This is a genomic window from Pseudomonas azadiae (assembly GCF_019145355.1).
Taxonomy (GTDB): Bacteria; Pseudomonadota; Gammaproteobacteria; order Pseudomonadales; family Pseudomonadaceae; genus Aquipseudomonas; species Aquipseudomonas azadiae.
This window is the reverse complement of sequence record NZ_JAHSTY010000001.1, coordinates 801,833-826,300: the sequence shown is the minus strand read 5'-3', so window position 1 is coordinate 826,300 and position 24,468 is coordinate 801,833. Positions and strand designations below refer to the sequence as shown.

Genomic DNA, 24,468 nt, shown 5'->3' with positions numbered 1-24,468 from the left:
GGGTCTGGTAACCTGTCAAACATATTTTCATTAGTTACAGGCTGCCCATGAATTCGATCAGCACTGCCCCAGGCGCACTTTTTCTGGCTGACAACCTGGCGCTCGACTTCATCAATACGCAGTACGGTGTGGGTGATCAGCGCCATGACTGTTTTATTGATGATCAAGGCGTCATGAGCTGGCTGATGCAGGCGGGACTGTTGCGCGAGCACGCCGAGCCGAAGGCGCCGCCGGGGCTGCTGGCCCTCGCACGTGAGCTGCGCGCGTGTTCAAGCGCTGTGGTGAATGCTGCAATGACCGGCGTTCCCGTTGATCTCACGGTGATCAACCAGGTGCTTGAAGTGGGTCGCCCGGTAAGCAGGCTGGAATGGGCGGCGGATACAGCGGCGTTGCGCGTCGCCACTCAGCCCAAAGACAGCAGTGCGGCCAGCCTGCTCTGGCCGGTGGCCGACGCCTTGGCCAGCCTGGTCACGCACGACAAGTTCGAATTCGTGCGCCAATGCGAGGCCCATGATTGCGTGCTGCTGTTTCATGACTTGAGCAAGTCACACCGCCGCCGCTGGTGCAGCATGGCGACCTGCGGCAATCGGATGAAGGTGTCGGCTTTTCGGGCCAGGAAGAAGGCCTGACGGATCCGTTGGAGGCAAGCTGCAGGAGCGAACCCGCCCCTGCAGGGCAGGTTATTCTTTGCGGGCGCTGTTTCCCGTAGAGGTGGAAACCTTCGCCACACCCACCCGCCACTGCGCGGGCGGCAGCACCCCGTTGACCAGGTAATTGCCCACAACCCGCGACTTGTATACCCGCGGATTGTGGTTCGCCAAGGTGCGCGCATTGCGCCACAACCGGTCCAGCGCTTTGTCGCTGGCGGTGGCACTGGCGCCCAGCGCATCGAACAGCGCGGTGGTGGCCGCCAGCGTCGCATCCACCACCGGGTTGACTGCCAGGCACACTTCCAGCTCCGCCAGCGCCACCTGCGGGTCGTCATCGTGCAGCGGCTGGTCATGGGCGACCACGTAACGCGCCGTGCGCTCCAGGCGTTGCGCCGCCTGCTGCGCGATGGCTTGCGCGGCGTAGGCTTGGCTCGCCACCTCGCCGATCACCTGCAGCAGTTGCACGTCCTGCGCGGCGGTGTCGGCATTGCCGGTGGTAAACGTACGGGCCCGCCGGCTGAGTTCTTCGGCGCCACTCAGTGCAGCGCGGCGGGCGATGCCGGCGAGGGTGCTGAGGTGGTAGAGCTGGAAGAACGATTGGCCGTGGCCAAAGCGCTGCTGGGTCGGGCGTAGGTCGTCGTCCATCACCGGTGCGTTGTCGAACATGCAGGTGCCGCTCGCGGTGAGGCGTTGGCCGAAGCCGTTCCAGTCATCCACGATCTGCACGCCGGGCGCCTTGAGGTCGACGACCACGCTGTAGTGCGTGCCGTCTTCACCGGTAGCGATGGTGTTGATCAGGTCACTGTAGAGCGCGCCGGTGGTGTAGAACTTTTTGCCGCTGATGCGCAACGCACCGTTAGCGTCGCGGTGCAGGCGGGTTTCGAAATCGCCCCGGGCCTGGGTGCCGACTTCGGTGCTGCCGGGGGAGAGCAGGGCGCCCTGGCCGAGGCGATCAAGCCATTTGGCGCGCCAGTCGAGGTCCTTGGCGCTGAGTACGTCTTCGCAAAAACCGAAGTGGCCGCGCAGGGCCTGGGTAATGTTGGAGTCGGCGGCAGACAGCTCGGTGAGCAGGGTGAGCAGCTCGACCAGGGTGGCGTCCTGGCCGCCATAACTGACCGGCAGACGCCAACGGGGCAAGCCCAGGGCGTTCAGTTGCTGGATCACCGAGGCGAGGTTGCCGCGCGTCTGATCCGCCTCGGCGGCCTGCGCGAGAATCTGCGCAAACAGCGGGCGAAACGGCGCGGCCAGTTGTTCGTAGCGGGCGGTGGGCGGTGCGCCCCAGATATTCAAAGCGGGAATCGACATTGCAATGGACCTTGCTGAAAGTGGTTCAGGTGCTGGGGTCCAGTGGTCTGGTGATGGCACCCTAACCCAAGGGTGGCGAAATTTTTAATACGAAAAGTAGCTAGCGAGCTGCAAGCCAGTTCTATCGATAGTGCACAACAGTATTAAACCCGGCGCTTTTATTGCGATAGCTTCTACGGCGAACGACCAGACTGCATGCTCACAGATGGTTGCAACCGACCAACTACCCTGTGGGTGATTTTCATGATCAACCGTCGAACACTGCTCTCTCTGCTGGGCCTGGCCTCGCTCTCTTTGTACGGCGCGTCAACATGGGCGGCGCAGCCTCAAACACTGATTGTGGGCGATCAGTTCTTCTCCAATCGCATCGTGCTGGAGCTCTCCGGCGAGCTCAAAGACCTGCCCTATAAGATCGACTTCAAACGCTTCAACACCGGCTCTCCCGTGGCCTCGGCGGTTGCCAGCGGCGCGCTGGACGTGGGCATCGTCGGCGATACCCCGGTGATCAGCCTCGCCGCCAACGGCGCGCCGGTCAAAGTGGTCGCCAGCACCCAGACCAGCCTCGACGGCGTGGGCATCGTGGCGCGCAAGGGCATTCATTCGGTGGCGGACCTCAAAGGCAAGACAGTCGCCATCTGGAACGGCTCGTGGAGCCAGCAACTGGCGTACAAGGCGCTGGACGAAGCCGGTGTGCCGCGCAGCAGCGTCCATTTCAAATACCTGTTGCCGGCCGAAGCGAGCCTGGCGCTGACCCAGGGCGACATCGACGCCTTCGGTACGTGGGAACCCTACGTGTCGCTGCAGGAAAAAGAAGGCAGCACCCTGATCCGCAACGCCAAGGGCCTGATGAGCGCGCCGACTTACATCGTGGCGTATGAACCGGCCCTGGCGCAGAAAAGCGCGATTATCAAGGACTTCATCGCACGCCTCACCCGTGCGCGGGTGTGGAGCGCCACGCACGTTGATGAGTATGCCGAGGCATGGTCCAAGGCCAATCAGTCGGCGCCGGAAATCGCCAAGGTGTGGTTCAAGCGCGATGCGATCAAGGTGCTGCCCATCTCGCCGAAGATTGTCAGCGAAGCCCAGGCCACAGCGGATTTCCTGGTGGATGCGCAGATGCTGAAGCAGCGGTATGACGTGACGCCGTTGTTTGATCGGGCGCTTTAAACGCGCAGGAAACAAGCACTCATAGTATCGGCCGAACGTTTGTACGGTGCTGAACTAGGATTTTTTCTTCCGGAGCTCATCGGAAACAAAAATTCACTGGCATCGACGAGGAGTAGCCAGTAGGCTACAAGTGATACTTTGACTAACTTAATCGGCAGGACGCCGGAGTTTGATACATGGCTCGACGGCATGAGGGATATTTGTGGGAAAGTGGCTGTTCTGACTCGGCTGGACAGAGCCGAAGAAAACAATTTTGGCGATTGCGAGCCGGTAGGCGGTGGCTTGAGTGAAATGCGGGTGTTCGTCGGGCCCGGCTACAGGATGTACTTTGTACGGACGGGCATCACCGCTTACCTGATGCTGTGGGGTAGCGATAAAACCGACCAGAAGAGAGGAATCAAACGGGCAAAAGAGATTCTCGATGCCCTGAGAGGTAGATGAAATGAGTGAATCGAAATTCAAACCAGAGGACATGCCGATCCTCGATCTTGATACATCCGGCACCAGCGTCTATGAAGCGTCACGCTTCCTCGACAGCCCTGAAACGATCAGCGCGTACCTCGCGCAAAGCATGAGGTCTCAAGACCCTCGAATACTCATGAAGGCGCTGGCCGAGGTTGCCAAGGCGCAAGGAGTGAATAAAGTTGCCGAGGCCGCGGGAGTTAATCGCGAGAGCCTTTACAAGACGCTGAAAGGCGGCTCAAAAACGCGCTATGAAACGATCCAAAAGTTGATGGTTGCGTTGGGGGTCGAGCTGACCGTGCAGCCAATCCAACGACCACTATCCGTAAAGTAACTAAGTCCAAATGTGGGAGCTGTCGAGCTTTGGCGAGGCTGCGAAGGCGGCGGCACTGTCAACATCTTCATCAGCTGACCCACCGCTTTCGCAGCCTCGCTAAAGCTCGACAGCTCCCACAGGGGATTCTGCTCTGCAGCGGGATTTCGGTTGTACCTGCGAGCGCGATATCAGCAACACCAGCGCTCAACTGTGGGAGCTGTCGAGCCCTGGCGAGGCTGCGAAGGCGGCGGCACTGGCAACATCTTCATTGGCTGACCCACCGCTTTCGCAGCCTCGCTAGAGCTCGACAGCTCCCACATTCTTGAGGTATCAGCGAACCAGGCACGGTTGCTTGTTGTTGAAGCGCCAGCCCGGAATCAGGAACTGCATCGCCACGCTGTCATCCCGCGCGCCGAGGCCCATGCCCTTGTACAGTTCGTGGGCCTTGGCCACGGCGTCCATGTCGATGTCCACGCCCAGGCCTGGCTTGCTCGGCACTTTCACGTAGCCGCCTTCGATTTGCAGCGGCTCGCGGGTCAGGCGCTGGCCGTCCTGCCAGATCCAGTGGGTGTCGATGGCGGTGATGTCGCCCGGCGCGGCGGCGGCGACCTGGGTGAACATCGCCAGGGAAATATCGAAGTGGTTGTTGGAGTGCGAGCCCCAGGTCAGGCCCCACTCATGGCACATCTGCGCCACGCGCACCGAGCCTTGCAGGGTCCAGAAGTGCGGGTCGGCCAACGGAATGTCCACCGATTGCAATTGGATCGCGTGGCCCATTTCGCGCCAGTCGGTGGCGATCATGTTGGTGGCGGTTTTCAGGCCCGTCGCGCGGCGGAACTCGGCCATGACTTCGCGGCCCGAGTAGCCGTTTTCGGCGCCGCACGGGTCTTCGGCGTAGGCGAGCACGTGGTGCTGGTCGCGGCACAGGCGGATGGCTTCTTTCAACGACCATGCGCCGTTCGGGTCGAGGGTGATGCGTGCATCCGGGAAGCGTTCGGCCAGGGCGGTGACGGCTTCGATCTCGGCATCGCCGCTGAGCACGCCGCCCTTGAGCTTGAAGTCGTTGAAGCCGTATCTGGCCTGGGCGGCTTCGGCCAGGCGCACCACGGCGTCGCTGGTCAGGGCCGTTTCGTGGCGCAGGCGGAACCAGTCATCATCGCTGTCGGCTTCGTTGCGATAGGCAAGGTCGGTTGCGCTGCGGTCGCCGACATAAAACAGGTAACCGAGCATTTTCACCGCATCGCGCTGCTGGCCTTCGCCGAGCAGCGCAGCCACCGGAACGTCGAGAAACTGACCGAGCAGGTCGAGCAGCGCGGCCTCCATGGCGGTCACGGCGTGGATGGTGATGCGCAGGTCAAACGTCTGCAGGCCGCGCCCGGCCGAGTCGCGGGAAGCAAAAGTGCTGCGCATCTGGTTGAGCACGCGCTGGTACTGGCCGATGGGCTGGCCGATCACCAGGCTGCGGGCGTCTTCCAGGGTTTCGCGGATGCGCTCGCCGCCGGGTACTTCGCCTACGCCAGTGTTGCCGGCGCTGTCCTTGAGAATGACGATATTGCGTGTGAAATAAGGCCCATGGGCGCCGCTCAGGTTGAGCAGCATGCTGTCGTGGCCGGCGACGGGGATGACCTGGAAGTGGGTGACGACGGGAGTGTTCATGGCAAATTCCTGAAGTGACTTAAAGAGGTTTGCTGATGGCAGCGCCGCTGGCCGAGGCGTCGGCTGGCGTCAGTGCGACCGAGGGCTTGGTCTTGGCAAAGAACACCAGGATCGCTGCAAGCACGGAAGTGCCGGCCAGGCCGTAGAGACCGCCCTGGATCGAGCCGGTGGTCTGTTCCAGAAAACCGAAGGTGGTCGGTGCGACGAAGCCACCCAAATTGCCGATGGAGTTGATCAGCGCGATCACGGCAGCGGCGATACGCACGTCCAGGTAACCCTGGGGAATCGGCCAGAACAGCGACGACGCCGACTTGAAACCGATGGCCGCAAAACAGATCGCCACAAAGGCGAAGACCGGCCCGCCGGTGGTGGACATGAACATGCCCGCCGCGGCAATCAGCAGCGCCGCGGCGACCCAGGCCTGCTGGAACTTGAACTTGCCCGACAGCGAGGCGAAGGCGTACATGGCGATGATCGAGATCAGCCACGGGATCGAGTTGAAGAAGCCGACCTGTACGTCACTCAAGTCCCCCATTTTCTTGATGATGCTTGGCAGCCAGAACGTCGCGGCGTAAATCGTCAATTGGATGCAGAAATACAGCGCGCAGAACAGCATGATCTGGCGGTCCCTGAGCAGCTTGCCGATGGTCGGTTTGACGGTGGTGAGGGCCTCGCGATCGCGCTGTTCCTGGTCAATGGCATTGACCAGGGCGTCCTGTTCTTCGCGGGTCATCCATTTGGCGTCGTGGGGTTTGGAGTCCAGCCAGAACCACACAAAGAAGCCGATCACCACCGACGCCAGGCCTTCAATGGCAAACATCCATTGCCAGCCGTGCAAGCCAAACCCTTCGATCTGCAGCAGCGCGCCCGACAGCGGCCCGGAAATCAGCGACGCAATCGCCGAGCCACTGAGGAAAATCGCGATGGCTTTACCGCGCTCCACGCCGGGCAACCAGCGCGTGAAATAGTAGATCACTCCCGGGAAGAACCCGGCTTCGGCCACGCCCAGCAGGAAACGCAGGATGTAGAAGTGGGTTTCGTTCTGGATGAAGGCCATCAGGGTCGCGACGATGCCCCAGGTGAACATGATGCGGGTCAGCCAGATACGCGCGCCGACCTTTTGCAGCAGCATGTTCGAGGGCACTTCGAACAGCGCGTAGCCGATGAAAAACAGCCCGGCGCCGAAGCCATAGGCCGCTGCGCCGATGCCCAGGTCATGCTCCATGTGCGTACGCACGAAGCCGATGTTGACCCGGTCGATGTAGTTGAGGATGAACATGATCACGAACAGTGGGAGCACATGGCCCTTCACTTTCTTCACGGCGCGCGCGAGCACCGGATCACTGTCTGGTACGGCAGATACCTGGCTTGAGTGGCTCACAATTGAAACTCCCCCTGATTTATTTTTATGCGGGTTTGCGTGTCTTGTTGAAGGACATCATACAAGTAGGATTCTTTTGGCTGCAATGTGTTAGTGATTGTTTTGTTCGTTTGATGGCAGGGTAGGGTCGTTAAATTAAGATTTAACTTAATAATTACAGATATTTAGATTTGTTTTTCAAGGCGGCGCATTCTTTGGCGTCTCCAGAAGCTGGCGCTTGGAGAGTAGGTCGGGAGCTGAGTTGTCATACAAGGTAATGGTTTGTTGAATCGACCTGAGACCATCCCCAGGCCGGATGTTAAGCTCCCCCAGCTCAACCCCCGTGGACCTCCCGCAATGCCCATTGAACGCGCAGCCCCGCCCCGTAGACGCTCCACCAACCTGGCCCAGGGCGTGGTCGATGCCCTGACCCAGCGCATGTTGCTCGGCCAGTTGAAGCCGGGTGAAAAACTGCCGTCCGAATCCACCATCGTGCAGGAGCACGGCGTGAGCCGAACCGTCGTGCGCGAAGCGCTCTCGAAGTTGCAGGCGTCGGGATGGGTCGAGACCCGTCACGGCATCGGTACCTTTGTACTGCAGCAGCAAGCCCAGCAAGGTTTGCGTCTGCACGTGGATACCGTGGCGAGTGTGCGCAACATGCTGGAGCTGCGCCTGGGCCTGGAGGTTCAAGCCGTGGCGCTGGCGGCGTTGCGTCGAACCGATGAGCAACTGGGCCACATGCGCCAGGCGCTCGACGACTACCAGGCCTCCCTGGCCAACAACGACAGCTGCGTGGAGGAAGACAAGCGCTTTCACCAACTGATCGCCGAAGCCACCGGCAATACCTTCTTCACCGAAATCATGCTGCACCTGGGCAATGCGATGATCCCGCGCACCCAAGTGAAGGTCGATGAGCGTGGCGGTGCCGACTTTGCCGAATTGGGGCAATTGGCGAACCTGGAACACGAGGCGATCTTCAATGCCATCAAGCGCCAGGACCCGGACGCCGCCCGCGCTGCCATGGTGCTGCACCTGACCAACAGCCGGGACCGTTTTTCGGGGGAGCAGCGTCGGTGAACGAACACACACTATCGATGCGCCTGGAACGCGTGGCGGCCAACGTGCCCTCGGGCGCGCGCCTGGCCGATATCGGCTCCGATCACGGCTACTTGCCGGTGGCGTTGATGCGCCGGGGGGTAATCGTCGCTGCGGTGGCGGGGGAGGTGGCGACGACGCCCTTCCATGCGGCGCGGCGCAAGGTGCGCGACAACGGTCTGGAGCCACGGATAACGGTGCGCCTGGCCGATGGCTTGGCCGCAATCGAACCCGACGACGGGATCACTGCGATCAGCATGTGCGGCATGGGCGGCGAGACGATTCGCGACATCCTCGAGCGTGGCAAGGCGCACCTGAGCGGGCAGGAACAACTGATCCTGCAACCGAACGGTGGCGAGCAACCGTTGCGGCAATGGCTGATGGACAACGGTTATTCCATCGTCCGTGAAGAGCTGCTGCGGGAGAACCGTTTTTATTACGAAATCATCGTCGCCGAACGCGCCGAACCGGTGGCGTATACCGCTGAGCAGTTGTATTTCGGCCCGTTGCACATGCAGACGCGCAGTCCCGTGTTCCTGGCCAAGTGGCAGCGCATGCTGAGCCAGAAGAGAAAGACCCTGGCCAGCCTGGGGCGGGCGCGGCAGGCGGTGCCGGAGGAGAAGGTGCAGGAGATTGCCAGGCAGGTCGGTTGGATCGCCGCGATACTCAGTGGCTATAAGGAGGTAGAGGCGGGCGGGTGAGGTGAGCGTGTAGTGTTCTGTTAACGTGCACCAATAGTTACAGAAACCCTCAGTTCACTGGGTCCTTTTGCCCCATTTATGTGCGCGCCGGGTTATTTATTGGGCGCCGGCCCCGCTGGTTCGGGGCACTCAACCAACGGCCCATATCTTGCTTGTGCTTGCCAATCAATGACATGGCATTTTGCCGTTAGTCATTTCAAGGCTTGGCCCAACGGTGCACCGTCTGGGTTGTTTTTGGGAGTGGTCGGACATGCACAGCCTTTTATCACCCGGTATCCGCCTGCTCGGCCGTTTCGGTTTTGCGCGCAAGTTCCAGATCCTGTTTTTCCTGTTCATGCTGCCCCTGGCGGGTAGCCTGTGGATGATCGGCTCGGACTATCGCGACAAATTGGCCGTGATTTCCAGTGAGCAGTCCGGCATTCGCCAACTGTTGGCCCTGGACGCGTTGGATGGCCAGTTGACTGCCCAGCGCAACCTGGCCGCGCGTTGGAAAGCCGCGGATATCCTGCACGCCCCGACCCCGGCGGCGAAGGCGGCGATGGACAAGGTCGATGCCAACTTTCCGGTGATCCAGCAAAGCCTGCAAGCCGTGGGCGATTCACTCAAGGCCCAGAACGCGGGTGCCGATGTCATGGCGCGCTTCGATGCGCTGCAGGCCACAGTCAAGGGCATGGACTCCCCCTCCCTGCGCACCGTAGGGTGGTGGCCGGACGGTTACGACCGTTTCACCTCTTCCCTGACGGCGATGCAAGCGCTGCGCGAGCAGATCACCTTGGACGCGGGGCTGATCCTCGATCCCTGGCTGGAAACCTACATGCTCATGCAGATGGGCACCCAGCAAACCCCTGACCTGATCGAGCGCATCGGCCGGATGGCCAGCGTCGGGCAGTCTTCGATCTCCTCGGGGCAGTTCACCCTGCAAAGCCGTTTGCAGATGCGCGACTTGCGCAGTCGCATCGGCGATGCGCGGGACCAGTTGGCCAAGGCCGCGGCCTCGCTCAAGGCCAAGCAATATTCCGGGATGGAACCTTGGACGGCGCAGTACGATACCAGCCTGCAGTTGCTCGATAATGAACTCAAAATGCTCGACGACGGTGTGTTCGGCGGCAGCATCAAGCTCGACACGGCCGGTTTCGAGCGCAGTATCGACGCGATGCTCGACTCGCTCGGCGCACTGCGCGTCCAATCGCTCACGTCCATGGATGCGCGCCTGGGCTACTACCGCGAACACGCGAACCGGCAGTTCATCCCGTTGGCGGCGACATTCAGCCTGCTGGCCTTGGCTGCGCTGTACCTGTTCATGTGCCTGCAAGCGTCTATTCGTCGCAGCGCCAGTGGCATCACCACCCTGGCCGAGTCCCTGCGCGACGGCAATCTGTGCGTCGAGGTAGCAGTGGAGGGGCGTGACGAACTCGCTGCCATCAGCACGGCGCTGAATGTCGCGGTGGTGCAATTGCGCGCCAGCCTGCTGGGCGTCAATCACGAGACCCAGCAACTCGGCTCAGCCGTGCTCACGCTCAATGCGCAATCGGGCAGTACCCTCACCGAAGTCGAAGACCAGCAACATCAGATCAGCCAGATCGCCGCGGCCGCTACGCAGTTGGCCGCCACTTCCCTGGGCGTCGCGCGCAGTTGCGAGCAAGCCTCGGGCAGTGCCCAGCACACCCGGCGCATCGCCGAAGACAGCAGCCGCGACAGCCAACGCACCACCGCCAGCATCCAGCAACTCAACCAGCGCCTGACGGACACCGCGGATGCGCTGGCGCAAGTCAGCCAGCAGGGCCAGCAGATTCAATCGGTGGTCGACACCATTCGCGCCATCGCCGAACAGACCAACCTGCTGGCGCTCAACGCCGCCATCGAAGCCGCCCGCGCCGGCGAGCAAGGCCGTGGCTTTGCCGTGGTGGCCGATGAAGTGCGCAGCCTGTCGCAACGCACCCAGGCCTCCACGGCGCAGATCGCTGGCACCGTGGACAGCCTGCGCGCGACCGTGAGCCAGGCGGTCACCCTGATGGGGGCGGCCTGTGAACAAGCGCTGACTGACGCCGCGTCCGTCACCGGGCTGGGCACGCGCCTGGGCGAGATCGCCGGCGCGGTGCAGAACGTCACCGACACCCTGGCGCAGATCGCCACGGCGGTTGAGGAGCAAGCCGCAACCGCAGACGAGGTGAGCGGCAATATCCAGCAAGTCGACCAGGCGGCCGGGCGCTTGCTCGACGGCGCAAGGGCCGTCAACCGAGCGGCCGACACCCTGAGCAAGGGCAGCCAGGCGCTGAGTGACAACACCGCGCGGTTTCGTCTGGGCTGAGCTGGTTTCAACTCCCTGACCCAACCCCTGTGGGAGCGGGCTTGCTCGCGAAAGCGGAGTGTCAGTCACTGCACCTGACACTGACCCACCGCTTTCGCGAGCAAGCCCGCTCCCACATTGGGCCTCCAGCGTTTTCACTACCTTCTCAGGCCAGCCATCTGAACCTTCGGCCGCTACAGGGCTCACTTGTTAAGTCCCTTGCCGAAAGGAATTCGCATGCCTGCAACGACCCTCGCCCCCGTGACCCGCGAACTGAGCCTGCGCGCCGTCATCACCGGCACCGTCCTCGGCATCCTGCTCACGCCGTCCAACGTGTACGCCGGCTTGAAGATCGGTTGGTCGTTCAATATGTCGATCATTGCCCTGTTGGTCGGCTACGCCATCTGGCAAGGCTTGGCCAAGCGCTCCACCGAGCAATTGCCGTGGACGTTGCACGAAAGCAACATCAACCAGACCGTGGCCTCGGCTGCCGCGTCGATCATTTCCGGCGGGCTGGTGGCGCCGATCCCTGCCTACACCTTGCTCACGGGCAACCAACTGGACGCGCTCCCGATGATTGCCTGGGTGTTCTCGGTCAGCTTCCTGGGCATCTGGATCGCCTGGTACCTGCGCCCGTCATTGCTCAATGACAAGGCGCTGAAGTTTCCCGAAGGCATGGCCACCCTCGAAACCCTGTTGCACATCTACAACCACGGCCGCGAAGCCGCGACGCGCTTGAAGGTGCTGCTCAGCGCGGCGTTGCTGTCGGGGTTGGTCAAGTGGGTGGACACCTTCCTGTGGGCCTTCCCGCGTTGGTCGCCCAGCGCTCAGTTGGAGCGCCTGACCTTTACCGCCGACCCTTCGCTGTTGCTGGTGGGCTTCGGCGGCATCATTGGCATTCGCGTGGGGCTGACCCTGCTGTTCGGTGCCTTGCTTGCCTGGGGCGGCCTGGGGCCGTGGCTGTTGGCGCAGAACCTGGTGACCTTGCCCGCAGGCAGCCAAGGCCCGCAATTTGCCGCGCTGGTGGAGTGGTTGCTCTGGCCGGGCGTGAGCCTGATGGTGTGTTCCACCTTGGCGTCACTGGCGATTCGTCTCTGGGCCTTGCATCGGTCCACCCGGTCCCTCGGCGGCCCGACCTGGACGGTGCCAAAACCTGGGCCCGCGGCAGGTTTTGTCGTCTCGATCATCCTGGTGGTCAGCCTGCAGGCGGCGCTGTTCGGCATCAACCTGTGGATGGCCTTGCTCACCATTCCGCTGGCGGTCTGCCTGGCTGCCGTTGCCGCGCGCGTGGTGGGCGCCACCGGTATTCCCCCCATCGGGGCCATCGGCCAACTGTCTCAACTGAGCTTTGGCATCGTCGCGCCGGGGCAGGTGCCGATCAACCTGATGAGCGCCAACACGGCCGGCGGCTCGGCCGGGCAGTGCACCGACTTGATGAATGACTTCAAGGTGGGCAAGGCCATCGGAGCCACGCCGCACAAACAGGTGATCGCGCAGATCCTGGGGATTTTCATCGGCAGCATCGTCGGTGTGTTCGCCTACCTGGCGCTGATCCCCGACCCACAAACCATGCTGCTCACCGAAGAATGGCCGGCGCCGGCGGTCGCCACTTGGAAAGCCGTGGCGCAAACCCTCACTCACGGGCTGGACTCATTGTCGACCGACATTCGCTGGGCGATTGCCATCGGTGGCGCGGTTGGCGTGCTGCTCGGCGTGCTCGACAGCCTGTTGCCCGCCCACCGTGCGCGCTGCCTGCCCAGCGCCGCGGCATTGGGCCTGGCCTTTGTGCTGCCGGCCTCGGTGTCGCTGATGATGGCCCTGGGCGCCGTGCTCACCTGGCTGGTGAGTTGCCGCTGGCCGAGCCTCACCGAACGCTTTGCGATTACCGCCGCCGCCGGGTTGATCGCCGGAGAGAGCATCACCGGCGTCGGCGCTTCCTTGTGGGCGATGATGGGCAGCGGCTGAGGGCAACAAGGCTCGGCGGGGCTCGCGCCTGCCGATCAGGCTCAGGCGGTTTTCACATTCATGGTGATCTTCGCGGTGAACACCTTCACTTCGCCTTCATCGAAGATAGCTACCGGCACGATCTTGTCCCCGGCGGTTTCCCAATCAATGCCACTGCCATCCGCCACGGCGCGGATGTTCGACTTGGCCTTGGCCAGGTACTCCACGGTCATGCCCTTGGGGATCCATTTGGCGCCTGCGGGGATGGAGGCGTCGGTCATCATCCCGCCCGCAAGCTCGGCCGCGTTGCACAAGGCGATGGCGTGCACGGAGGCCAGGTGGTTGGTGATTTCCTTGCGAAACGGCACTTCGACCACGGCGTGCCCGGGGCGCAACTCGGTGATGGTGGGGCTGATGGTACTGAAGTAGGGCGCCATCTGGCACGCCAGGTTGCTGAACGCAGACGCACCGACGCTATTGAACATGCTGAGAGCCTGACTCATGGAATATCCTCATAATGGGTTAACAGAATAATATTCTGTAGCGGAACAATATTCCGTATATTCCGGGGGTGTCAAGCCATGTCTTCTCTACGGGCTGCCGTGGCTTTAGACTGCGTCCATTTGGCGAGCCACTTCATGCACGCACCTGATCTGATCGAGCGTTCCTTCCCGGGCCGGCGCAGCGACCTCAAGCGCAGCATCCTGCGCGAGGCCCTGGCCTGCTTTAACGAAGTGGGGATCGAAGCCACCAATATCGAAACCATCCGCGCGCGGTGCGAGACCAGCGTGGGCGCTATCTACCACCATTTCGGCAACAAGGAAGGCATTGTCGCCGCGCTGTTCTTTGCCGCGCTGGAGGACCAGGCCGCCCTGCGAGAGCGCTACTTGCAGCAGGCGCAGACTGCCCAGGCGGGCGTGGAAGCCCTGGTGCGCAGTTACGTGGAGTGGGTCGACGCGCAACCCGAATGGGCGCGGTTTGTGTTCCAGAGCCGTTTCGCCGTGGCCAATGGCCCGTTCAAGGACGAGTTGCTCAGCCGCAATAAACAGCGCAATCGGCAATTGACCGAGTGGATGAGCGACGAAGGGCGCCGAGCGGCGTTCAGTCATGTTCCCGCCGAGCTTTTGCTGTCGCTGATCATCGGCGCGGCGGAGAGCTACGCCCGGGCATGGTTGTCTGGCCGGGTCAAGAAAAGCCCGAACGAGTACGCGCCGTTGCTGGCGCAGGCGGCATGGGCCTCGATCAGCCAGACGTCTGCATAAATTTAATATCGGCACTCCCGGGCGCTGGCGTAGTCTCTTCCAGGACCCCCTTTCCCGGAGCAAGCCATGATCATCGTCCACCACCTCAACAACTCACGCTCGCAGCGCATCCTGTGGCTGCTCGAAGAACTTGGCCTGCCCTACGAGATCAAGCGCTACCAGCGCGACCCCAAAACCAACCTTGCGCCGCCTGAGCTCAAGGCCATTCACCCGCTGGGCAAATCCCCGGTGATCGAAGACGGCGGCCAAGTGCTGATCGAATCCGCCGCCATCATCGACTACCTGATCCGCCGGCACGGCCAGGGCCGCCTGCAACCGGATCCGGCCAGCGCGGCCTACGATACGTACGTGCAGTGGCTGCACTTCGCCGAAGGCTCGGCCATGCTGCCGTTGATGCTCAATCTTTATGTCGGCCGCCTCGGTGATGCAGGTGCGCCGCTGCACCCGCGTATCGAGTCGGAAGTGGCCAATTATTTGGGTTACCTCAACGACGTGCTGGGGCAGACGCCGTACCTGCTCGGCGATGAGTTGAGCGGTGCGGATATCCAGATGAGCTTTATCGGCGAAGTGGCCGGGGCCCAAGGCAAGTTGCAGGCTTATCCGAACCTGGCGGCGTGGGTGCAAAGGTTCCAGGCACGGCCTGCGTATCGCAAGGCGGTGGAGCAGGGCGGGGAGTATGCGTTTGCCAAATGACCGGGGCTGCCGCGAAGGCGGCGGCACTGCTGGTGTTCGGGTGGCCTTGCCAATGCATGGCTGAGGCCCGCCTCATCGCACGCGCGTGCGGCTCTGCACCGCCAGGTCCAACGCCTTCTGCATGTCCAGCCGCGCCGAACGGCCTACGTCCTTGTCGTTGAGCTGGTAATTGCGCTCCGACGGCAGAATCGGCGCGGTCAGGTCCTGCGCGTCGCTGCGTTCGAAGTCATTGTTGTCGCCGATACTCATGGCACTGCGGCGCAGCAACATGCGCAATTGCTCGGGCTGAAGCTGCGGGTTGATCGACAGCATCGCTGCCAGCAACCCCGCCACCATCGGCGTGGCGTAGGACGTGCCGCAATGCACCGCGCCTTCCTCACCCGCCTTTGCCGTAGACGCGTGCGCGCAGGCCGCAGCCGTGATGTCCACGCGCATGTCCACGTTCGAAGAACTGCGGGTGACTGCATAGGCCGGCTCATCAACGGCGACCCCTTCGCGTTCACTGCGCTGGTGCCCGCCAACCACCAGCAATTGCTCGGTGATAAAGGAGGAGGGCAGGCGATAGTCATCCGTGCCGGAAAACGCCGAGCCGTTGCCTGCTGAGTTCACCACGATCACGTCCGGATGCTCCTTGCGCAGCCACAGGAAAAACTCCTCCAGCAACTCCTCATACCCGCTCATGGCGATACCCGAGCGCAGCAGTGAATCCACCTCATCGCCGTAGACGTCCTTGGCGCCGACGCGATGGATCCCCCAGCTCCAATTGAGCACCCGCACACCGTCCTCCACCAGGTTGACCGATGCCGCGATATTGGCCGTGATGCCGGCGTCGGAATTGCGGTCGACAATCACATCGAAACCACCGCTGGCCTTATCCAGCCCACGCAGGAAACCGGTGTTGCCGCCATCGTCCCACTTTGCCGCCAGGATCCCGGCCACGGTAGTGCCATGCCCGTCAGGCTCCCGCGTATCCCGTGCGTAGACACAGGTGCGCTGGGGCGCACAGCTGCCCAGGTAATCAGCAAAATCCGCCGTGTCGAAATCCACACCGCGCTCGATCACGCCCACCCGCACCGGCTGCGGCACAATCGGTGTGTGCCGCCCGGGAAGCCGGCGCTGGTAGTAGGTCACTGCATCGAGAAAGCGGTTGGCCGCCCATTCGTCAGAATCCGCCGCGGGTTTGCTCGGCGCCTCCGGGCGGGGCGCGGCTTGCTCGGATTCTTCGGCGGCCGACTCTTCAATCACCACCGCATCCACGCTGGTTTCACTGCCCAGGCGCAGCACCAGCGCATCACGCTCAACCAGATCCTTGGCCGGCAGGCGCAGTTGAAACAGGTTCAACGGTGCGATACTGCCGACCACCGTGGCCCCGTATTTGTGGGCCAGGCGCTCGGCTTCCTGGCGACCATCGTGGTCCTCTTCGATCAGCACGCTGACCAGGTCGACGTAGGTGGTCAGGCCGTCCATGTTCTTCGCCACTTCGCTCGGCTTAGCGGCGACGACATGGCTGTTGCGCAGGGTCAGCCAGGCCGCGTTGCTGCGGCGGGCGCCGTCTTCGAGCCAGAGCGGGCCGCTTGGGTGCAGCGTGCTGTCCAGGCGCAGGCGCAACTGATTGCCGTCGCGTTGCAGCGCGTCCGGCGGCAGCGCCTTGCCGGCCAGTTTCAGTTGCGGCGTTGCAGCGCCCAACCCGCCAACCTTCAGGCACCAGTCCTGCAGGCGGTTTTCCAACAGGTCGCCGCAGCGTTTCAGATTTTCCAGGCGCAAGGGCTCCTGGGCGACCGCGCTGGTGCTGGCGGCCAGGGTGAAGAAGGTTGCGAGGACAGCGGGGCGTAGGGGCATGGTGCAGGCTCTTGGCCGGGGTGATGGTGTTCGGACTGCGAGAACAGGCGCTTCGTTCAGAGGATGGGAATGCCATCGCAACCAACAGCTCCCACAGGGATTCGCGGTGTCGGCTGGATCTCGGTTGTGCCCGCGAACACGATCTCTACAGCAGCGCAGCTCAACTGTGGGAGCTGTCGAGCCCCAGCGAGGCTGCGAAGGCGGCGGCACTGCTGGCATTTTCTTCGCCTGACCCACCGCTTTCGCTGCCGCGCTAAAGCTCGACAGCTCCCACACACTCAGTAGTTGAACTCCGTTCCCGGCGCCCACTCCTAACTCATAACGCGCTTCATAGGACGAGGACGCCGCGATGATCAATCAGCAGCTTCACACCCAAACGCCCGGCGCGGTCTTCGAAACCGACCTGCCTGCGCGCTTGGACCGGCTGCCTTGGGGCCGATTTCATACGCTGCTGGTATTTGCTTTGGGCATTACCTGGCTGCTCGACGGTCTGGAGGTGACCCTGGCCGGTTCGGTGTCCGGCGCGCTGAAAGACAGCCCAGGCCTGCAGATGAGTAACTTCGACATCGGCCTGGCCGGCGGTGTGTACATTGCCGGCGCCGTACTCGGTGCCTTGCTGTTTGGCTGGCTCACCGACCGCCTGGGCCGGCGCAAGTTGTTCTTCATCACCTTGTGGCTCTACATCGGCGCCACGGCGGCCACCGCGTTTTCCTTCAATCTGGAAACTTTCCTGCTGTTCCGCTTCCTCACCGGCATGGGCATCGGCGGCGAATACACCGCGATCAACTCGACCATCCAGGAGTTCACCCCCGCGCGTTATCGCGGCTGGGTCGACCTGACCATCAACGGCACGTTCTGGCTCGGTGCGGCGCTCGGCGCCGGCGGTGCCATTGTGCTGCTCGACCCGCACGTGGTCGGCGGCGACCTCGGCTGGCGCCTGTGCTTCGGCATCGGTGCGGCGCTGGGCCTGATCATCCTGATCATGCGCCTATGGCTGCCGGAAAGCCCGCGCTGGCTGCTGATCCACGGCCGGCACGACGAAGCGCGCCGCATCGTCGAAGGCATCGAAACCGGCCTGCGCGTACAGGGCCATGACCTGCCCGCCGTCAGCAGCCCTCCCTTGCGCCTGCATGCCCGCGACCACACGCCGTTGCGCGAAATCTTCCATACCCTGTTCGTCAGCTTCCGCCGCCGCGCCCTCGTGGGCATGACCCTGCTCACCGCCCAGGCGTTCTTCTACAACGCCATCTTCTTCACCTACGCCTTGGTGCTCACCGACTTCTACCAAGTGCCCGCCGAGAAAGTCGGCTGGTACGTCCTGCCGCTGGCCCTCGGCAACTTCTGCGGCCCGCTGCTGTTGGGACGGCTATTCGATGTGATCGGCCGCCGCATCATGATCAGCTCCACCTACGCGATCTCCGGCGTGTTGCTGGCGTTGAGCGGTTACGCCTTCCAGCAAGGCTGGTTCGATGTGACCCAGCAGGCGGTGGCGTGGATGGTTATCTTCTTTTTCGCCTCGGCGGCGGCCAGCTCGGCGTACCTGACCGTGGCCGAGACGTTCCCGCTGGAAATCCGCGCGCTGGCCATTGCGGTGTTCTACGCGTTCGGCACCGGGCTGGGCGGGATCATCGGGCCGACATTGTTTGGGCAGTTGATCCAGACGCAGCAGCGCGGGAGTCTGTTGATCGGGTACCTGTTCGGGGCAGCGCTGATGTGCGGCGCGGCGCTGGTGCAAGCGATCTGGGGCGTTGCGGCGGAGCGCCAGGCGCTGGAGAGCGTGGCCAGGCCGTTGTCGCAGGCAGGGGATTGAGCGTGCGGCAGGGTCCTCAGTGCTCCACTGACCCAGCCGTATCAACGCAACCTTGTAGTGAGCGGGCTTGCCCCGCGCTGGGCTGCGTAGCAGCCCCAATAAAGACACCACCGAATGCCAGATTAAAACCGCGTCGCCTGGTTTGGGGCGGCTTCGCCACCCAGCGCGGGGCAAGCCCGCTCACTACAAGCTGTCGAGCCCCGGCGGTACTTATCTGCCCGACTTGATCTTCGTCCAGGCCCGCGTGCGCGCGCGTTCGGCATCACGGCCCAGGGGCTTGAGGGTATAGAGCGTGGCCATGGCTGCCTCGGTGGGGTACAGGTTGGGGTTGTTGCGAATCGATGGGTCAACCTGCTCGGTGGCGTCCTTGTTGGGGTTGGGGTAACCGACAAAATCGCTGATCGGCGCGATCACCTGCGGCTGCAGCAGGTAGTTGATAAAGGTGTAGGCGTCCTGCGGGTTGCCGGCCCCCTTGGGGATGGCGAGCATGTCGAACCAGATCGGCGCGCCTTCCTTGGGCAGGCGCATGTCGACGGTGACGCCGTTCTTGGCTTCCTTGGCGCGGTTGGCAGCCTGGGAAAAGCTGCCGGAGTAACCGACGGCCACGCAAATGTCGCCGTTGGCGATATCGGCCATGTACTTGGATGAGTGGAAGTAGGTGATGTAAGGGCGGATTTTCATCAACAGCGCCTCGGCCTTGACGTAGTCCTTGGGGTTGCTGCTGTTGGGGTCCAGGCCCAGGTGTTGCAACGCCAGGGGCAGGATTTCCGAGGGCGAATCGAGCAAGGCCACGCCGCACTGTTTGAGCTTGCTGATGTTCTCTTCCTTGAAGATCAGGTCCCAGCTGTCGACCGGCGCGTCAGCCCCCAGCGCCGCCTTGACCTTGTCCGGGTTGAAACCGATCAGGATGGTGCCGTACATGTAGGGCACGGCGAATTTATTGCCGGGGTCGTTGGCTTCGATCAGCTTCATCAGCTTGGGGTCAAGGTGGTTCCAGTTCGGCAACTGGCTGCGGTCCAGGGGTTGGAACACCCCGGCTTCAATTTGCTTGGCCAGGAATACGTTGGACGGCACCACCACGTCGTAGCCGGCGTTGCCGGTGAGCAGCTTGGCTTCAAGCGCTTCGTTGGTATCGAAGATGTCGTACACCAGCTTGATCGCAGGGTTCTGCGCCTTGAAGTCCTCCAGCGCCTTGGGCGTGATGTAGTCGAACCAGTTATAGACCTTGAGGGTTTTCTCCTCGGCGTGGGCCATGCCACTGGCAACGGCCCCGCAGAGCACGAGTGACTTGAGCATGTTCATTGGGCTGCCCCTTCATAACCTTCGAGAACGTTGACGGCGTTGATGCCGATTTCTTCCACCGCGTAGCCGCCTTCCATCACGAACAGCGTGGGCTTGCCCAGGCCGGCGATGCGGGCGCCCATGGCCAGGTAGTCCGGGCTGTCGAGCTTGAATTGCGAAATCGGGTCGTGCTTGAACGTATCCACGCCCAGGGAGACCACAACGATGTCGGCGCCATAGCGCTCGATCTCTGCACAGGCTTGTTCAAGCGCCGCACTCCAGGCTTCCCAACCGGTGCCGGCCGCCAGCGGATAGTTGAAGTTGAAGCCTGCCCCGGCGCCTTCCCCCAGCTCGTCCGCATACCCCAGGAAAAACGGAAACTCCGCCTCCGGGTGGCCGTGGATCGAGGTGAACAGCACGTCATTGCGGGCATAAAAAATCGACTGGGTGCCGTTGCCATGGTGGTAATCCACATCCAGGATCGCGACCTTGTTGTAGCCCTGGTCGAGGAAAGCCTGAGCGGCGATGGCGGCATTATTGAGGTAGCAATAACCGCCCATCAAGTCGTTGGCGGCATGATGCCCCGGCGGGCGGCACAGGGCGAAGGCGCTGCGAGCGCCTTGCTGGATAGCGGCCTGGGCGGTGAGGGCAACCTGCGCCGCGCTGTAGGCCGCTTGCCAGGTGCCGGCGGTAATCGGTGCGCCACCGTCGAAGCTGTAGTAGCCCAATTGGCCGTGCAGACTGGTGGGCAATACGGGTCGCAACGTACGCGCGGGCCAGGTGTAGGGCAGCAGGTCGCCGTCCTGGCCGAACTCGGTCCAGCGCGCCCAGGCTCCCTGGAAAAATTCCAGATAGTCGCGACTGTGGATGCGTTGCAGCGGTGCCAAGCCAAAGTCCTGCGGTGCCTGCACCGGGCCCAGTTGACGGTCCTTGACCCGTTGCAGCACATGGTCGGCACGCGAGGGCATTTCAAAGCAGGGCATCAGTTGCCCGTCCATCAGTTCGCAGCGGCCGTGGTGCAGGTGATGATCATCGGAGTAGATCGTCAGCATGTTGTTGTTCTCCGCAGGCTGTATCGGTGCATGCAGTCTTGCGGTGAGCGCGGTGTTTGAGAACGTCGGGAGCGGCCAAAAGGGGATAAATCTGGCCAACGTGTTTGTCCGTAATTCGACCCTTTATGGGGCGTTACCCGCGATATCGGCTCGGCGCGACGCCACTCCAGCGCACAAAGGCGTGCCTGAAGCTTGCGGTCTCGCTGAAACCCAGGGCCTCGGCGATTCGGTGGATTGGCCAGTGGTCTTCGGCCAGCAATTGCTTGGCGCGTTCGAAACGAAGCTCGTCGAGCAGTTCCTGGTAGCTGCAGCCCAGCTCATGCAAATGTCGACGCAGGGTGCGCGCCGAGCAGTTCATTTGAACGGCCAGCCCGTCCAGCCCTGGCGCGGCGTGCAGTTGCCCGGCCAGCAGCTGGCGGATTCGCCCCAGCCAGGCCTCGCGCCCAGTAAATTCGGTGTTCTGTTTGCGACAGCGCTCGGTTATGGCCTGGTGGGTTACCGCGTCGGCCAGCGGCAACGCTTGCTTGAGCCACCGTTTATCAAAGGCAAACCCGTTGGTCGTGGCCTGGAACTGTAACGGGCAGTCGAAACACTCGGCGTAACGCGCGCGATAATCCGGCGCATCGTACTCAAACCGAGCGCCCAGCAACGGCAGCGGGTGGCCGAGCAAGTCGTCGCAGATCACCTTCAACGACGCCAGGCACAGCTCCACATTGAACGCGGTGAGCGCCGGGTTTTCGCGGTAGTCGCCGGCGGTAAACCAGACCTGTTCGCCGTCCTCCTTAAGGCTCAGTTCGAACAGTGTTCCCAGCAGCGCCGGATAGCGCAGGGCCAGGCGCAAAGCGTCACCGAAAGTGGCACTGGTGAGCAGGGCATAGCCGAGCATGCCGTAGGACGAAACATGCATTCGCCGGCCCACGCTCAGGCCGATATCGCGCTGCAGCGCCACGGCGTTGGCGCACACTTGCATCTCCTGATGCGTGGCGATGCGCGTATCGGCACGGCTCAAGTCCGCCGCGCAGATACCGCTGCCGGCCAACAGCGTCGCGGCGGGCCAGCCTTGCGCCTCGAACGTGCTGAGTACCAGCGAGACCGCATTGAGGGTGGTGAGGTGCGAGTGCAACATAGGGGCTTCCAGCCTGGGGGTGGCGGGAGGTGCAGCAAGTTATGTGCCGAAGCCCTACAGCAGCATTACGGGCGTTGTCGCGTTTTTAAAGACTGCGGATTTTGGCGATGCTTCCAGATAAAGCATCGCTATCCATGAGCAGTCAGTAGGGCGAGGCACTGCTGGCGGTGGATGCCGATAAGGCGCCAAGACCGAAGTCGTTTGCCAATCCGCGCGTCGCCCGTGCCAGCAAGGTGAGATCCAGCCCCACGGCGACAAAGCTGGCGCCCAGTTCGAGATAGTGCCGGGCGAGCCTGGCATCGCCTGTCAGCGTTCCGGCGGCCTTGCCACTGGCAGCAATGGTGCGTATGGCGTTCTCTATCGCTTGCTGCACTTCAGGGTGCTCAGGATGCCCGCGATGCCCCATTGATGCGGCTAGATCAGCCGGTCCGATGAAAATACCCTGCACGCCGTCGACGGCGCAGATGGCTTCAAGATTCTCGAGTGCAACCCTGGATTCCACCTGCACCAATAAGCAGACGTCGTCATTGGCTGTCTCCAGGTAGTTTGCATGAGCGCCCCAACGCGAAGCACGCGCTGCCGCAGCACCAACGCCTCTTGTCCCTTGCGGTGGGTATCGGGTCGCGGCGGCTAGAGCAATGGCTTGCTCGGCGGTATCGACCATGGGCACCAGCAACGTTTGAACGCCAATGTCGAGCATCTGTTTGATCATTGCCGGATTGCCATCAACCGTGCGGGCCACGGGGTGGGTCGGGTAAGGCGCAACAGCCTGCAACTGTGCCAGTGTGCTGCGCACATCGTTTGGCGCGTGTTCACCGTCGATCAGCAGCCACTGGAAGCCTGCTGTGGCGCAAATTTCGGCGCTGTAGGCATTGGCCAGTGAAAGCCAGAGGCCGATGACCTTGTCGCCGCGCGAAAGCGCGGTCTTGAATGGATTTGCCATGATTGTCTGTACTCCCCTCGTTGTCGTTGTCGGAACTAGTTCAGGCCGCCCTGACACAGGTATTTGATATGCATGTAGTCCTCCAGGCCGTAGCGTGAACCCTCGCGGCCATACCCCGACTCTTTGACTCCCCCAAACGGGGCAGCCTCTGCGGCGAGAGCACCTTCGTTGATGCCCACGATGCCCGATTCCAGGGCCTCGGCTACGCGCCAGACGCGTTTAACGTCTTGGGTGTAAAAATAGGCTGCCAACCCGAACGGCGTGTCGTTGGCCAGTTCGATCACTTGCGCTTCAGTTGTGAAGCGGAAAATGGGGGCCACGGGCCCGAATGTCTCTTCATTGCAGAGTTCCATGTGCGCGGTCGCATTGATTAATACGGTCGGCGCGTAGTAGTTCGGACCGTCGGCCACATCGTCACGGATACGTCGACCGCCGGTGGCGATTTCTGCACCTTTTGAAACAGCGTCATCCACATGGCGGGCGATCTTGTCGATAGCGCGCGCGTTGATCATCGGACCAATCTGAGATTCGCCGTGGGAGGCTGGTCCAACCTTCAGCGCGCTGACTCTTGCCACCAGTTTTTTAACGAATTGGTCGTGAACAGCGCTCTGCACATAGATCCGATTGGGGCACACGCAGGTCTGACCGCCGTTACGAAATTTGGACACCATCAGGCCGTCCACGGCTGCATCCAGGTCCGCATCGTCAAAAACAATGAAGGGAGCATTACCGCCCAGTTCGAGCGAGCACTTTTTCAAGGTGTCGGCTGACATTCGGGCCAGGTGTTTGCCCACTGGCGTCGACCCTGTGAAGGTGATTTTGCGCACCCGTGAATCAGCCAGCCAAGCGTCGACCACTTCGGGTGTACGCTCGCGCGAAGCGGTAACAATGTTCAGTATGCCTGCCGGAAAGCCTGCTTCCTCAGCCAGGCGTACAAGCGCAAGGGACGTCAGTGGCGTGTCTTCGGCGGGCTTGCAGACAACCGTGCAACCGGCTGCCAGTGCGGGTGCGATCTTGCGGGCAATCATCGCCGCCGGAAAATTCCAGGGCGTTATCGCCGCGACCACACCCACGGGTTCCTTGATTGCCATCATGCGTCGACCCGCGACCGGCGCCGGGATCACATCGCCATACGAGCGCGTCGCTTCCTCGGCAAACCACTCGACATAGCTGGCGGCGTAGACCACTTCACCTCGTCCCTCAGCCAGGGGTTTTCCCTGCTCCAGCGAGATGAGTCTGCCCAGATCCTCCTGATGCTCAAGAATCAGATCGTTCCAGCGTTTGATCAGTTGCGCGCGCTGTTTGGCAGGAGTGGCGCGCCAGGCTGCAAAGGCCGAATGCGCGGCATCGACAGCTTCACGGGCGTCAATGGCGTTGCTGTCGGGCACTTGGGCGAGATAGCTGTCGTCGGCCGGGTTGGTGACAGCCAGAAGCGCCCCCGGATCTCTGTTGGTCCAACGGCCACCGATGAAATTCTGCGTTCTAATCAGGTCGGTGCGGGTCAGTTTCAAGCTCATGT

At 62.4% G+C, this 24,468-nt stretch carries 21 protein-coding genes; 11 read left to right on the top strand and 10 right to left on the bottom strand.

Annotated elements, in window-relative coordinates; genetic code table 11:
* The first annotated feature begins 47 nt into the window (after positions 1 to 47).
* Entirely contained in the window at positions 48 to 629 is a 582-nt protein-coding gene (locus KVG91_RS03675) for a CGNR zinc finger domain-containing protein (protein ID WP_169375960.1), read from the top strand.
* A gap of 51 nt (positions 630 to 680) precedes the next feature.
* Here the strand turns inward: KVG91_RS03675 and KVG91_RS03670 are convergent, their stop codons facing one another.
* Positions 681 to 1,955 (bottom strand): acyl-CoA dehydrogenase family protein, encoded by a 1,275-nt coding sequence (locus KVG91_RS03670; RefSeq protein WP_169375959.1) that lies wholly within the window; start codon positions 1,953 to 1,955, stop codon positions 681 to 683.
* A gap of 243 nt (positions 1,956 to 2,198) precedes the next feature.
* On the opposite strand from KVG91_RS03670, the gene KVG91_RS03665 reads away from it, so the two are divergent.
* The 3 genes from KVG91_RS03665 to KVG91_RS03655 all read left to right on the top strand — a co-directional run bounded on the left by KVG91_RS03665 (position 2,199) and on the right by KVG91_RS03655 (position 3,918).
* Positions 2,199 to 3,122 (top strand): ABC transporter substrate-binding protein, encoded by a 924-nt coding sequence (locus tag KVG91_RS03665; RefSeq protein WP_169375958.1) that lies wholly within the window; start codon positions 2,199 to 2,201, stop codon positions 3,120 to 3,122.
* Positions 3,123 to 3,260: 138 nt separating this feature from the next.
* Positions 3,261 to 3,563 (top strand): type II toxin-antitoxin system RelE/ParE family toxin, encoded by a 303-nt coding sequence (locus KVG91_RS03660; protein WP_169375957.1) that lies wholly within the window; start codon positions 3,261 to 3,263, stop codon positions 3,561 to 3,563.
* 1 nt (position 3,564) lies between these two features.
* Entirely contained in the window at positions 3,565 to 3,918 is a 354-nt protein-coding gene (locus KVG91_RS03655; protein WP_169375956.1) for an addiction module antidote protein, read from the top strand.
* Positions 3,919 to 4,230: 312 nt separating this feature from the next.
* Here KVG91_RS03655 and gudD read toward each other — a convergent pair whose 3' ends face one another.
* The gene (gene gudD, locus KVG91_RS03650; protein ID WP_169374937.1) at positions 4,231 to 5,556 is read right to left on the bottom strand and encodes a glucarate dehydratase; all 1,326 of its coding nucleotides are present in this window, start codon (positions 5,554 to 5,556) and stop codon (positions 4,231 to 4,233) included.
* Between the two features lie 19 nt (positions 5,557 to 5,575).
* A complete protein-coding gene (locus KVG91_RS03645; RefSeq protein ID WP_169374938.1) occupies positions 5,576 to 6,937 on the bottom strand; it encodes an MFS transporter in 1,362 nt (453 codons plus the stop codon).
* 336 nt (positions 6,938 to 7,273) lie between these two features.
* Here KVG91_RS03645 and KVG91_RS03640 point away from each other — a divergent pair, with 336 nt between their 5' ends.
* From KVG91_RS03640 to KVG91_RS03625, 4 genes are all read left to right on the top strand, one after another.
* Positions 7,274 to 7,993: a FadR/GntR family transcriptional regulator gene (locus KVG91_RS03640; RefSeq protein ID WP_169374939.1), complete on the top strand. Its 720-nt coding sequence runs from the start codon at positions 7,274 to 7,276 to the stop codon at positions 7,991 to 7,993.
* Positions 7,990 to 8,712 (top strand): tRNA (adenine(22)-N(1))-methyltransferase, encoded by a 723-nt coding sequence (locus KVG91_RS03635; RefSeq protein ID WP_169374940.1) that lies wholly within the window; start codon positions 7,990 to 7,992, stop codon positions 8,710 to 8,712. The genes KVG91_RS03640 and KVG91_RS03635 overlap by 4 nt, the downstream gene beginning before the upstream one ends.
* Positions 8,713 to 8,962: 250 nt before the next feature.
* Positions 8,963 to 11,020: a methyl-accepting chemotaxis protein gene (locus tag KVG91_RS03630; protein WP_169374941.1), complete on the top strand. Its 2,058-nt coding sequence runs from the start codon at positions 8,963 to 8,965 to the stop codon at positions 11,018 to 11,020.
* Between the two features lie 216 nt (positions 11,021 to 11,236).
* Positions 11,237 to 12,964: an OPT family oligopeptide transporter gene (locus KVG91_RS03625; protein ID WP_169374942.1), complete on the top strand. Its 1,728-nt coding sequence runs from the start codon at positions 11,237 to 11,239 to the stop codon at positions 12,962 to 12,964.
* Between the two features lie 41 nt (positions 12,965 to 13,005).
* On the opposite strand, the gene KVG91_RS03620 is transcribed toward KVG91_RS03625, so the two are convergent.
* The gene (locus tag KVG91_RS03620; protein WP_169374943.1) at positions 13,006 to 13,446 is read right to left on the bottom strand and encodes a hotdog fold domain-containing protein; all 441 of its coding nucleotides are present in this window, start codon (positions 13,444 to 13,446) and stop codon (positions 13,006 to 13,008) included.
* 135 nt (positions 13,447 to 13,581) lie between these two features.
* On the opposite strand from KVG91_RS03620, the gene KVG91_RS03615 reads away from it, so the two are divergent.
* Both KVG91_RS03615 and KVG91_RS03610 read left to right on the top strand, forming a co-directional pair.
* Positions 13,582 to 14,205, top strand: coding sequence for a TetR/AcrR family transcriptional regulator (locus tag KVG91_RS03615; protein WP_169374944.1), 624 nt, complete (start codon positions 13,582 to 13,584; stop codon positions 14,203 to 14,205).
* 66 nt (positions 14,206 to 14,271) lie between these two features.
* Positions 14,272 to 14,898 carry a glutathione S-transferase family protein gene (locus KVG91_RS03610; RefSeq protein ID WP_169374945.1) on the top strand — a complete coding sequence of 209 codons (627 nt, stop codon included), beginning with the start codon at positions 14,272 to 14,274 and terminating at the stop codon, positions 14,896 to 14,898.
* A gap of 72 nt (positions 14,899 to 14,970) precedes the next feature.
* On the opposite strand, the gene KVG91_RS03605 is transcribed toward KVG91_RS03610, so the two are convergent.
* Positions 14,971 to 16,737 (bottom strand): S8/S53 family peptidase, encoded by a 1,767-nt coding sequence (locus KVG91_RS03605; protein WP_169374946.1) that lies wholly within the window; start codon positions 16,735 to 16,737, stop codon positions 14,971 to 14,973.
* Between the two features lie 349 nt (positions 16,738 to 17,086).
* Between KVG91_RS03605 and KVG91_RS03600 the strand changes: the two genes are divergently transcribed.
* Complete coding sequence (locus tag KVG91_RS03600) at positions 17,087 to 18,547, top strand: MFS transporter (protein ID WP_169374947.1); 1,461 nt, start codon at positions 17,087 to 17,089, stop codon at positions 18,545 to 18,547.
* Positions 18,548 to 18,757: 210 nt separating this feature from the next.
* Here the strand turns inward: KVG91_RS03600 and KVG91_RS03595 are convergent, their stop codons facing one another.
* The 5 genes from KVG91_RS03595 to KVG91_RS03575 form a co-directional block, all read right to left on the bottom strand.
* Positions 18,758 to 19,849, bottom strand: coding sequence for a polyamine ABC transporter substrate-binding protein (locus KVG91_RS03595; protein ID WP_169374948.1), 1,092 nt, complete (start codon positions 19,847 to 19,849; stop codon positions 18,758 to 18,760).
* Positions 19,846 to 20,880 (bottom strand): histone deacetylase family protein, encoded by a 1,035-nt coding sequence (locus tag KVG91_RS03590; RefSeq protein ID WP_169374949.1) that lies wholly within the window; start codon positions 20,878 to 20,880, stop codon positions 19,846 to 19,848. Before KVG91_RS03590 ends, KVG91_RS03595 begins: the two co-directional genes overlap by 4 nt.
* 133 nt (positions 20,881 to 21,013) lie before the next feature.
* Positions 21,014 to 22,006, bottom strand: a complete 993-nt coding sequence (locus KVG91_RS03585) for an AraC family transcriptional regulator (protein ID WP_169374950.1) — start codon at positions 22,004 to 22,006, stop codon at positions 21,014 to 21,016.
* Between the two features lie 142 nt (positions 22,007 to 22,148).
* Complete coding sequence (hpaI, locus tag KVG91_RS03580; protein WP_169374951.1) at positions 22,149 to 22,949, bottom strand: 4-hydroxy-2-oxoheptanedioate aldolase; 801 nt, start codon at positions 22,947 to 22,949, stop codon at positions 22,149 to 22,151.
* A 35-nt stretch (positions 22,950 to 22,984) separates the two neighbouring features.
* Complete coding sequence (locus KVG91_RS03575) at positions 22,985 to 24,466, bottom strand: NAD-dependent succinate-semialdehyde dehydrogenase (RefSeq protein WP_169374952.1); 1,482 nt, start codon at positions 24,464 to 24,466, stop codon at positions 22,985 to 22,987.
* Between the last annotated feature and the right edge of the window lie 2 nt (positions 24,467 to 24,468).

Excerpts from the sequence above, each read along its gene's own strand:
- KVG91_RS03675 (WP_169375960.1), top strand. The coding sequence starts at position 48 with ATGAATTCGATCAGCACTGCCCCAGGCGCACTTTTTCTGGCTGACAAC.
- KVG91_RS03670 (WP_169375959.1), bottom strand. The coding sequence starts at position 1,955 with ATGTCGATTCCCGCTTTGAATATCTGGGGCGCACCGCCCACCGCCCGC.
- KVG91_RS03665 (WP_169375958.1), top strand. The coding sequence starts at position 2,199 with ATGATCAACCGTCGAACACTGCTCTCTCTGCTGGGCCTGGCCTCGCTC.
- KVG91_RS03655 (WP_169375956.1), top strand. The coding sequence starts at position 3,565 with ATGAGTGAATCGAAATTCAAACCAGAGGACATGCCGATCCTCGATCTT.
- gudD (WP_169374937.1), bottom strand. The coding sequence starts at position 5,556 with ATGAACACTCCCGTCGTCACCCACTTCCAGGTCATCCCCGTCGCCGGC.
- KVG91_RS03640 (WP_169374939.1), top strand. The coding sequence starts at position 7,274 with ATGCCCATTGAACGCGCAGCCCCGCCCCGTAGACGCTCCACCAACCTG.
- KVG91_RS03630 (WP_169374941.1), top strand. The coding sequence starts at position 8,963 with ATGCACAGCCTTTTATCACCCGGTATCCGCCTGCTCGGCCGTTTCGGT.
- KVG91_RS03625 (WP_169374942.1), top strand. The coding sequence starts at position 11,237 with ATGCCTGCAACGACCCTCGCCCCCGTGACCCGCGAACTGAGCCTGCGC.
- KVG91_RS03620 (WP_169374943.1), bottom strand. The coding sequence starts at position 13,446 with ATGAGTCAGGCTCTCAGCATGTTCAATAGCGTCGGTGCGTCTGCGTTC.
- KVG91_RS03615 (WP_169374944.1), top strand. The coding sequence starts at position 13,582 with ATGCACGCACCTGATCTGATCGAGCGTTCCTTCCCGGGCCGGCGCAGC.
- KVG91_RS03610 (WP_169374945.1), top strand. The coding sequence starts at position 14,272 with ATGATCATCGTCCACCACCTCAACAACTCACGCTCGCAGCGCATCCTG.
- KVG91_RS03605 (WP_169374946.1), bottom strand. The coding sequence starts at position 16,737 with ATGCCCCTACGCCCCGCTGTCCTCGCAACCTTCTTCACCCTGGCCGCC.
- KVG91_RS03600 (WP_169374947.1), top strand. The coding sequence starts at position 17,087 with ATGATCAATCAGCAGCTTCACACCCAAACGCCCGGCGCGGTCTTCGAA.
- KVG91_RS03595 (WP_169374948.1), bottom strand. The coding sequence starts at position 19,849 with ATGAACATGCTCAAGTCACTCGTGCTCTGCGGGGCCGTTGCCAGTGGC.
- KVG91_RS03590 (WP_169374949.1), bottom strand. The coding sequence starts at position 20,880 with ATGCTGACGATCTACTCCGATGATCATCACCTGCACCACGGCCGCTGC.
- KVG91_RS03585 (WP_169374950.1), bottom strand. The coding sequence starts at position 22,006 with ATGTTGCACTCGCACCTCACCACCCTCAATGCGGTCTCGCTGGTACTC.
- hpaI (WP_169374951.1), bottom strand. The coding sequence starts at position 22,949 with ATGGCAAATCCATTCAAGACCGCGCTTTCGCGCGGCGACAAGGTCATC.
- KVG91_RS03575 (WP_169374952.1), bottom strand. The coding sequence starts at position 24,466 with ATGAGCTTGAAACTGACCCGCACCGACCTGATTAGAACGCAGAATTTC.